This window comes from Streptomyces sp. NPDC044061 (genome assembly GCF_056434305.1).
The window spans coordinates 1-7,102 of the sequence record NZ_JBWKFL010000117.1; the positions used below are offsets into that span (position 1 = coordinate 1).

Annotated in this window: 9 protein-coding genes and 2 pseudogenes; 5 read left to right on the plus strand and 6 right to left on the minus strand. The window is 69.6% G+C overall.

What is annotated here, in order from left to right; translation table 11 throughout:
- Nucleotides 1-112: 112 nt before the first annotated feature.
- Together AC07CM_RS49950 and AC07CM_RS49955 are read right to left on the minus strand one after the other, a co-directional pair.
- Nucleotides 113-1,191, minus strand: a protein-coding gene (locus AC07CM_RS49950; protein ID WP_478883216.1) for an IS630 family transposase whose coding sequence is annotated in 2 segments (ribosomal slippage) — nucleotides 113-693 and nucleotides 693-1,191 — 1,080 coding nt in all. Because the reading frame shifts where the segments join, the coding sequence is not laid out codon by codon here.
- Nucleotides 1,192-1,297: 106 nt separating this feature from the next.
- Nucleotides 1,298-2,707 (minus strand): annotated as a pseudogene (locus AC07CM_RS49955) (IS701 family transposase).
- A 132-nt stretch (nucleotides 2,708-2,839) separates the two neighbouring features.
- Between AC07CM_RS49955 and AC07CM_RS49960 the strand changes: the two are divergent.
- The 3 genes from AC07CM_RS49960 (at nucleotide 2,840) to AC07CM_RS49970 (ending at nucleotide 4,192) form a co-directional block, all read left to right on the plus strand.
- Nucleotides 2,840-3,100, plus strand: a complete 261-nt coding sequence (locus AC07CM_RS49960) for a hypothetical protein (protein WP_478883217.1) — start codon at nucleotides 2,840-2,842, stop codon at nucleotides 3,098-3,100.
- Nucleotides 3,101-3,518: 418 nt separating this feature from the next.
- The gene (locus AC07CM_RS49965; RefSeq protein ID WP_478883218.1) at nucleotides 3,519-3,794 is read left to right on the plus strand and encodes a hypothetical protein; all 276 of its coding nucleotides are present in this window, start codon (nucleotides 3,519-3,521) and stop codon (nucleotides 3,792-3,794) included.
- On the plus strand, nucleotides 3,794-4,192 hold the full coding sequence (locus AC07CM_RS49970; RefSeq protein WP_478883219.1) for a PIN domain-containing protein: 399 nt from the start codon (nucleotides 3,794-3,796) through the stop codon (nucleotides 4,190-4,192). Before AC07CM_RS49965 ends, AC07CM_RS49970 begins: the two co-directional genes overlap by 1 nt.
- A gap of 169 nt (nucleotides 4,193-4,361) precedes the next feature.
- Here the strand turns inward: AC07CM_RS49970 and AC07CM_RS49975 are convergent, their stop codons facing one another.
- From AC07CM_RS49975 to AC07CM_RS49990, 4 genes are all read right to left on the minus strand, one after another.
- Entirely contained in the window at nucleotides 4,362-4,676 is a 315-nt protein-coding gene (locus AC07CM_RS49975) for an FG-GAP repeat domain-containing protein (protein WP_478883220.1), read from the minus strand.
- Nucleotides 4,677-4,877: 201 nt separating this feature from the next.
- Complete coding sequence (locus AC07CM_RS49980; RefSeq protein WP_478883221.1) at nucleotides 4,878-5,168, minus strand: hypothetical protein; 291 nt, start codon at nucleotides 5,166-5,168, stop codon at nucleotides 4,878-4,880.
- Nucleotides 5,169-5,247: 79 nt separating this feature from the next.
- Nucleotides 5,248-5,625, minus strand: coding sequence for a fic family toxin-antitoxin system, toxin component (locus AC07CM_RS49985; protein ID WP_478883222.1), 378 nt, complete (start codon nucleotides 5,623-5,625; stop codon nucleotides 5,248-5,250).
- On the minus strand, nucleotides 5,625-5,864 hold the full coding sequence (locus AC07CM_RS49990; protein ID WP_478883223.1) for a hypothetical protein: 240 nt from the start codon (nucleotides 5,862-5,864) through the stop codon (nucleotides 5,625-5,627). The genes AC07CM_RS49985 and AC07CM_RS49990 overlap by 1 nt, the downstream gene beginning before the upstream one ends.
- Nucleotides 5,865-6,243: 379 nt before the next feature.
- On the opposite strand from AC07CM_RS49990, the gene AC07CM_RS49995 reads away from it, so the two are divergent.
- Nucleotides 6,244-6,609 (plus strand): hypothetical protein, encoded by a 366-nt coding sequence (locus AC07CM_RS49995; protein WP_478883224.1) that lies wholly within the window; start codon nucleotides 6,244-6,246, stop codon nucleotides 6,607-6,609.
- Nucleotides 6,606-7,010, plus strand: a pseudogene (locus tag AC07CM_RS50000) (nucleotidyl transferase AbiEii/AbiGii toxin family protein); the annotation flags it as partial. The gene AC07CM_RS49995 and the pseudogene AC07CM_RS50000, both read left to right, overlap by 4 nt.
- Nucleotides 7,011-7,102 lie beyond the last annotated feature (92 nt).

Here is a 7,102-nt window from a genome sequence, read left to right on the forward strand (position 1 = left end):
GGACACGGAACCACCCCATGAGCTCCAGGCCCTGATCGACGCGGTCACCACCGGACACGGCATCGACCTCTACCTCCGGATTTAACGAACTACCGTTACTGACTTCAGCCCATTAGGGTGACGCTGGGTCGTCGAGGGTCAGGCCGGTGCCTGCTATGAAGCCGTCGAGGGTGTCGGGCCGGTACTGGAGGCGCTTGAGCCGGTTGCGTACGAGGACTTCGAGCCGGTCGAGAGCGACGACGGCGAGGTTGGCCAGGCTGCGCTTCACATGGGCCCATACCCACTCGACGGGGTTCAGGTCCGGCGAGTACGCGGGCAGCAGGAACACCGTCAGCCATTCACGCTCGGCGATCAACTCACACATGGCGTGGGAGACATGAGTATTCAGCCGGTCCCAGACCAGCACGATCGGGGCCTTGACGAGGTAGTGGACCCCGTCGATCAGCGCGATGAAGTCGCGCTCGCCCATGCTGCGACGTTTGCCTTTGCCCGCAGGGTGGGTGCGCAGGCGGTGGCACAGCCGGGTGCGGGAGCCGGGCCGCATCGCGATAAGTCCAGCCACCGACAGGCGCCCCGAGCGTCGGCCGCTCACCGTCACCTGCGGGGTGCGGCCGCGCCGGCCCCAGGTACGTCCCCTGGGCGGCCGCCGGGTGAAACCCGCCTCGTCCTCGAAGCAGACGTAGCCCCCGCACGCCGCCCGGGCTCTTTTACCTCGGCCCAGGTCGCCTCCTTCCACACGGTCACGGCCTGCTCGTCGCGCTCGGCCACCCGCCGCGCGGGCACCTGCGGGCTGAAACCGAGCCGGTGCATCAACCGTGTGGCACCCGAGACGCTGTAAGAGACGTGGAACTTCCTGCCGATCAGCGTGGCCACCCGCGCCGCGGTCCACACCTGGTCCTCCACCCAGCCATGCGCGGCAGGACCCTCATCGAGGTACGCGGCCAGCTTCTCCAGACAGCGCGGGGACAGACGGCATCGCGATCCACTCGGGCCACGAGAGGCCAGAGCATGCACGCCGCCGTCCCGCCACATCTGGTGCCACCGGTAGGCCGACTTCGGGCTCACCCGCAGCCGCCGTGCCACGTCCGGCGGCTTGATGTTCTGCTCGAACAGCTCGGCCGCCTGCATCCGTACCGTCTCCCGGCGCCGACGTCCCGCAGGGGTCAGTCCGCCCCCATCCGCATACCTCACGTACCACGGATACAGCCACCACATCGGCCCTATCAGGCACTCCGAGAGAGTTCACCCTGACGAGCCGAAGTCAGTAACGGTAGTTCGTTAAATCCGGAGGTAGAGGTCAATGCCGTGTCCGGTGCTGACCGCGTCGATCAGGGCCTGGAGCTCGGAAGGCGGGTCCCTGTCCGTCCAGGCTCGCCACCATCGGGTGAGAGTGACGGCCGGAGTGAGCCAGGAGCGGATGGCTCGTAAGGCCCTGGGCCAGCAGGGCGGTTGGGGCTGGTGGGGTATGGCTGGGCCCCCTCTCTCGCCCCTCTTCGGGGCACGGGTCCGGCGCGGTGGCATCCAGCGGTCCGGGCGGGGCGAACCACTGGTCCCAGCAGAAGGAGAAGGCGCAGTTGACGAGTGTCTGGTGACGGCGGATGGCGCGGTCGGAGCGGACTTGGAAGTCGGCCCAGCCGAGTTCGTCCTTGATCTGTTTGTAGCTCTGCTCGATCCATGGCCGCAGGCCGTAGAGGCGGACGATCTCGGCGAGGTCGGCCAGCGGGTGCGGGCTGGTGGTGGCGTGGGATGCGTCGGGGTGGGGCAGGTTGGTGGCCAGGTACCAGGTGGCCTTCTCCGGCAGCGTGGCTGGATCGGTGGTGGCCACGACCAGCCGGCAGGGTGAGTCGGGTCCGTAGCCGCCCAGGCGGGCATCGGCGGCCCACTAGGTCTCGGTGTGCCCGTCGCGGAAGTGACGCTCCACAGCCGTCCAGTCGCCCGGATGCTTGGCATTCTTCCAGGCCAGGGCGTGGGCGGCTTCGATGGGAGTGTGCGGCTCGTGGGCCGGGGCCCAGACGCCGTTGCGCGGCTTGAGGGCTACTACGTAGGGCAGGCCGGCCTCGCGCAGTGCGAGGTACCAGTCGTCGCTAACCGAGTAGGCGCAGTCGGCGACCACCGCCCGGCAGCCGAACCCCGCCTCCTTCCCGCGGGCCGCGAGGGCAGCGGCCAGCTGCGGTTTCGTGCGGAAAGCTGGATCCGAGCGGCCGCGGGCGAAGTGGTGGGCAGGGGTGTAGGGAGACGTGTGCAGCGGGTAGTACACGCGGCCGTCGGTCCACACCGTGGTCACCGTGACGATGCCGTTGTCGGTCTTGCCCAGCCGGCCCAGCCACTGCCGGCCCACATGCGCGGTGGCGGTGCCGTCCTTGCGGTCCCCGGAGTCGTCGATCACGATGACCCCGCCGTCGGGAGGAGCCGTCGCCGGCTCCCCACGCAGCAGCTCAAGCCGCCGGTCGTTGACCTGCTCGGCCTCCCAGGGCGACTCGGACAGGAAGAACTGCAGCCGCTGCACCGCTGGCATCCCCGCACCTTCCACCGGCTCCGCCCCGGCCAGACAGGTGATCGTCTTGTTCCGGTCCCGTGGCGCCAGCAGCCCGGTCAGGTACTCACGAAACCCCCGCCGCTGGGCGAGACTGAAGAGGAGGTCGTCGAACCGGGCCGCGTACTCCTCCAACGGCCCCGGCGCAGGCGGACACGGACGGCGAGCGGTCATCTTCAACCTCCGGCAAGGAAGTTGACTCCTCCCACCGGCCTACGACCAACCCGACCTGACGTCAACCCACGCCACCGCCGGATTTAACGAACTACCGGTAACGGGTCGTTTAAGGGCAAGGAGACGATCGATGTGTTCGGTCTCAACCGTCCGGACCTCATCAGAGGACGGCTGAATGCCTTCGACCGGGCCTGCTCCAACATGCGGGACTGGTACAACCTGCGTCAGGAGGCCGCCCCTGAAGCCGACCGCGTGGAGCAGGCGCTGCTGGACTCGCCTTTCATCGATGTCGTGCACGCGATGACCCGTCTCAAGCCACCTGTCGCGGCGGCTGTCGTCGGCCAGCGGACCGTCCCGGCTCTCGATGCCTGGCGAACCGTACACGCATTCTGACAAGCCAGAGACCGTGCGCCGCGGGCGGCACCCGGCGCCCAGCGGACGATGCGCCGGGCCTGCGGGGTGGTGGTACAGCCCGAGCGGACGGTGAAGCCGCTCCCCACGTGCGGGCTCCCCGTCGCTGCAGGTGGCGTTGCAGGGAGCAGAGCCTGCACGGGGTGATGGCCATGCGGCGGGGCGACAACGGCAGCCAGTCCCTCATCACTCGCACAGGGCCACGAGCGTGCGCACCCGCCTATCCCGGTGGCCGCGGGCCGGGGCTGCAGGTGGCGCACCGCGGCTGGCTCGAGCTATCGACGGGGGCCGGCGGGGAGCACCAGGGCGACCTGCCCCGGCGGCGACCTGTAGGTGGCGGTGCTGGGGCACCGGTTCCCGTTCCTCTACCACCAGTAGAGGAACGCGGTAGAGTCGGGATATGGCAGCAGACGAGACGAGCATCAAGGTGAGCGCGGCCGCTCGGGACCGGCTGGCCCAGCTGGCCGCCGAGCACGGCACCACCATCCGCAGCCTGGTCGAGGACCTGGCGCAGAGCACGCCGACACAGGCCGAATACGCCGAGCGTGCCGAGCTGGCCCGCGCCGAGCTCGCCTCCGCCCTCGGCAGCGCGCCGAGCCCGGAGGCGGAGGCGAAGGCTCGGGCCCTGCTGGAGCGCCTGAGTGCAGCCTCACACGGTCCGCGGGCGGCCGCGTAGTGGCGGCGATCGCGGTCGTCCTGGACCACACGACCGCGGCGGCGTTGTACGACCCGAAGGATCCGTTCAACGAGGCGGTCGCCGCGTTCTACGTCCAGGCTTCCGGCGGACTCGGTGATCTGTATGCGCCGGTGCTGTCACTGACGGCCGGCGACGCCGAACGGCCGGGCCTGCTCGGCTACATCAAGGGGCTGCGGTTCATCCGGATCGAGGCGTTCGATACCGACGCCGCGGTCACCGCCACCGAACTGCTGCGCTTCGGGCACTCCTGGGCCGCCGTCCACGCCATCCACGCCGCTCGTCCCTCCGCCGCCCACCCCACCGGGCGGTTCCTGCTCACCTTGGCCCCGAAGGCGTACGCGGGTACCGGCGTCCAGGCTGTCCACCCCGACCAGTAGCCGTGAGCCGCCCGGCGGCAGAAGACGGTCACACAACCCCGCCTCAACCGCCGGCACCGGGGAGAGAGTCGACGTGGACGGTCGCCTCTCGTTCAGATGACTCCGAGGAGTCCGTTGCCGCCAAGGAGGGTGCTGTCCTTCTGCGGGAAGCCGACGGACGGGGCGGTGATCATGCTGCTGCCCTTGGCGGTGGGGCCGTTGGTGCTGCCCGGGAGGACCCAGACGACGCCGGTGGCATTGTTCTCCTCCGCGGCGCTGTGAAGAGTTCGGGTTTGCCGTCCTTGTTGATGTCGCCGATGGCCATGGCGGTGCCGTACATGTCGTCGGTCTCGCCGGCTCCGGGGATGCCGGCTGTGTCCTGGGTGAAGGCGTAGGTGCCGGTGCCCAGGGCCCCGGTGCGGCGGCCGGGGATGACCGTCACCTGGTACACGGTGGTGAGCAGGCGGAAGCGGACGGCGGAACGCCGGAGGCGCTCTGCGGGCACGTGATCTGCCCGTCGAGGAAGTGTGGCGGGACCGGCCCGCCCGACCAGGGCTGAACTCCCGCAGGGCGGCCGCGATCCGTCCGGCGGGGAGTGGGAATCCGGGGCGCTGAACGCCGCTCAGACGGGCTATGGTTGCCGTTCGCCGGCAGGCCGAAGGGCCCGCCGCTCCTTGTGGGGTGACGGGCCCTTCGGCTTCCGGCATTACTGCTTGGCCGGCGGCTCTTCAGCCTTCTCGTCGTCTGGCCCCTGGTGTTCCTCCACCAACTGCTCGATCTCGCCGGGGACCTCGTGCAGCGCCTCCAGGACCAGACCCCACGCCCGGTCTCGCAGCTCCTCCGGTACCTCGTCTTCGATCTTCTCCGCGAGCCTGCCGATCTCGGCCCGGGCGTCATCCTCCGTGCCCGTGGTCGGCGCGGTCATCGCCCCCCACACGAACCGGCCCACCCCGGCCGCCACCCGGCCTATGCCGCCGAGCACCGAGCCCACGTCCATCTGTGCTTCCTCTCCTGGTGGTTGGTGTCCTGCTGCAGCGAGGCCCGCCCCAGTGTGCGGGGCGGGCCGCCGAGTCGTTTCAGGTGGTGGTGGGCCAGGCCCGCAGGAGGGCGGCGATCTTCCCGGCGGTGCAGGTCGGGTCCAGGAGCAGGTCCTTGAGGGCGATGGCGTCCTCGCGGGCGGGTTTGACCGTGATCCCGGCGGCCTCGAGGTATATCACGCCGGATGCGGCGGCGACGGCGAGGTTGGAGCGCTCCAGCCAGCGGCACCGGCCCAGCGTGTGCACCAGGGCGGCGGCCTTGGTGTAGGGGCCGTCGTAGGCCGCCTGCTCGAACAGCTCGGCCCGGTGGCGGGCTACCGCCGAGATGGGAACGCCGTAGTCGTCAGGTGCCGGATCGTTCGCTCCGGCCGCCTCGGCAACCTGCAGGATCCAGGGCACATCGATGTTCAGATCCATCAGGCCGCGCGTGCTCCCCGCGGTGCCTGCTGGGCGTCCTCGGCTTCGTCGAAGACGCTCTGATGCTCGGCCAGGAAGCGGGCGGCTGCGTCGATGGCGCGGGCGCGCAGGCCGCTGGCGTCATCCTGGACCAGTCGGGCGAGGTAGTCGCCGATGCTCAGTCCAAGGTCGGCGGCGCGTTTCTTTGCCAGTTCCGCGACGTCTTCGTCCACGCGCGCGCCCAGCTGTGTCTTCGCCATACCAGCATGGTAACAGTTGTTACCACGGGCGCCCGGGGACAGCGGCGACAGGCGTGCTCTCGTCCGTCCAGCCCCCGTCGAAGTGGGCGGCGACCAGGCGCTCGTGGTCGGCGTCCAGCAGTCCGGAGAGGTGTTTTGTGCCTTGGCCAGCCAGGCGCCGATCTTGACGGTGTCGCCGTCGACGCGGATGGTCTCGCGGGCGGCGGAGCTGCGGCCTTCGCGGTGCGGAAGAGCTCCAGCAGCTGGACGGCCACCCGCGCCCTGCAGGACCGCCGCGAGTCATCGCCGGCGCCCCAGCCACGGACATCAGCACAGGGAAAGCGGGCAGAAACCGCGTCCGCCCTGCCATCCGCCTGGCGGGCACGGAATACTAGGCACCATGGTTCAGCAGTCGTCTCCTGTCACCACGCCCTCCGTCGCTGCCGTGTTGCACGAGCGGTACGCGGGGCGCCTTCCCGACAGCCTGGAGGACCTCGGTGGGCCTGAGCACGGGCCGGTCGAGCTGCCGCTCCACATCGTCTGGTCGGGCCTGCGCACTTACGACCTTGACCGGCCCCGGCAGTGTATGGGCCTGTACCGAACGGTGCTCGCCGAAGGGCAGCGCGATGACATCACCCGCTTCCTGAACCGCGATCTTCTGCTCGCGCAGTGGCCCTTGATGAGGACCATGATCAGCAGGCATGTCCGTGAGGCGTGGGAGGCTGCGTTCCCCGAGCTTGCGCACCGGGCGTCCGCCGCCGCGTGAGAATCACCGAGCTCCATCGTCGGCTCATGGCAGACGTCCTCGCGATCGGCACCCCGTACTCGCTGGTGATCACCGGTGGCTACGCCGCCCAGGCGCATGGGCTGGTCGACCGCCTCAGCCAGGACATCGACGTCGCCACCGAGAACCCGTCCCCCATGTCCGCCATCGTCGACGAGCTGGTGCTCGGCCTGGCTGAGCGTGGCTGGCGGGTCAGCACCATCAGTGTGGACCCTCTGGCCGCTCGCATCATGGTGACCAGCGCCGACACCGGGGAGCAGTGCGAGGTCGACATCCTCAAGGAAAACCTGTGGGCGCGGCCGGCCCTCACTCCGTACGGCCCCGTCCTCGGCCTCGACGACGTGATCGGCACCAAGGTCCGGGCGCTGGCGGACCGCGCGGCGCTTATCTAGGGTCGTTTCTCTTCTGTCTTTGATGTAAACGTCACTTGTTGTCGTGTAGCTCGTTGTCCCTCGTGGAGTTCTTATCTTCAGTG

Excerpts from the sequence above, each read along its gene's own strand:
- AC07CM_RS49990 (WP_478883223.1), bottom strand. The coding sequence starts at position 5,864 with ATGGCGAAGACACAGCTGGGCGCGCGCGTGGACGAAGACGTCGCGGAA.
- AC07CM_RS49985 (WP_478883222.1), bottom strand. The coding sequence starts at position 5,625 with ATGGATCTGAACATCGATGTGCCCTGGATCCTGCAGGTTGCCGAGGCG.
- AC07CM_RS49980 (WP_478883221.1), bottom strand. The coding sequence starts at position 5,168 with ATGGACGTGGGCTCGGTGCTCGGCGGCATAGGCCGGGTGGCGGCCGGG.
- AC07CM_RS49965 (WP_478883218.1), top strand. The coding sequence starts at position 3,519 with ATGGCAGCAGACGAGACGAGCATCAAGGTGAGCGCGGCCGCTCGGGAC.
- AC07CM_RS49995 (WP_478883224.1), top strand. The coding sequence starts at position 6,244 with ATGGTTCAGCAGTCGTCTCCTGTCACCACGCCCTCCGTCGCTGCCGTG.